Source organism: Siccirubricoccus soli (assembly GCF_024178315.1).
GTDB classification, from domain to species: domain Bacteria; phylum Pseudomonadota; class Alphaproteobacteria; order Acetobacterales; family Acetobacteraceae; genus Siccirubricoccus; species Siccirubricoccus soli.
The window spans coordinates 1-368 of sequence record NZ_JAMZIK010000011.1 but is presented as its reverse complement, the minus strand read 5'-3'; the positions used below and the strand labels follow the sequence as shown (position 1 = coordinate 368).

Here is a 368-nt window from a genome sequence, read left to right as displayed (position 1 = left end):
GCAGCACTTCCCGCCCCAGCCGCACGCCGCGCGAGAGCTCGTTCAGGGTCGGCACGCCGGGGCGGATGCGCATGACGACGCGGGTGGTGTAGTGGTCGCGGAAATTGGCGCCGACGCCGGGCAGCGCCTTCACCACGGGCACGCCGAGCCGGTCGAGCAGATCGGCCGGACCGATGCCGGAGACCTGGAGCAGCCGCGCGGTGTTTACCGTGCCGGCGGAGACGATCACCTCCCGCCGCGCCATCACGCGGCGCGGTGGGGCGCCGGGGGCGTGGAGGTACTGGACGCCGATGGCGCGGCGGCCTTCGAAGAGGATGGCGCTGGCCCGCGCCTCCGTCCGCACCTCCAGGTTGCGGCGGGACATGGCG

At 74.5% G+C, this 368-nt stretch carries 1 protein-coding gene; it reads right to left on the bottom strand.

The window, feature by feature from the left end:
* The coding region (locus tag NJ376_RS02425; protein WP_252951644.1) for a GMC family oxidoreductase N-terminal domain-containing protein at nucleotides 1-368 on the bottom strand (368 nt) is incomplete at both ends.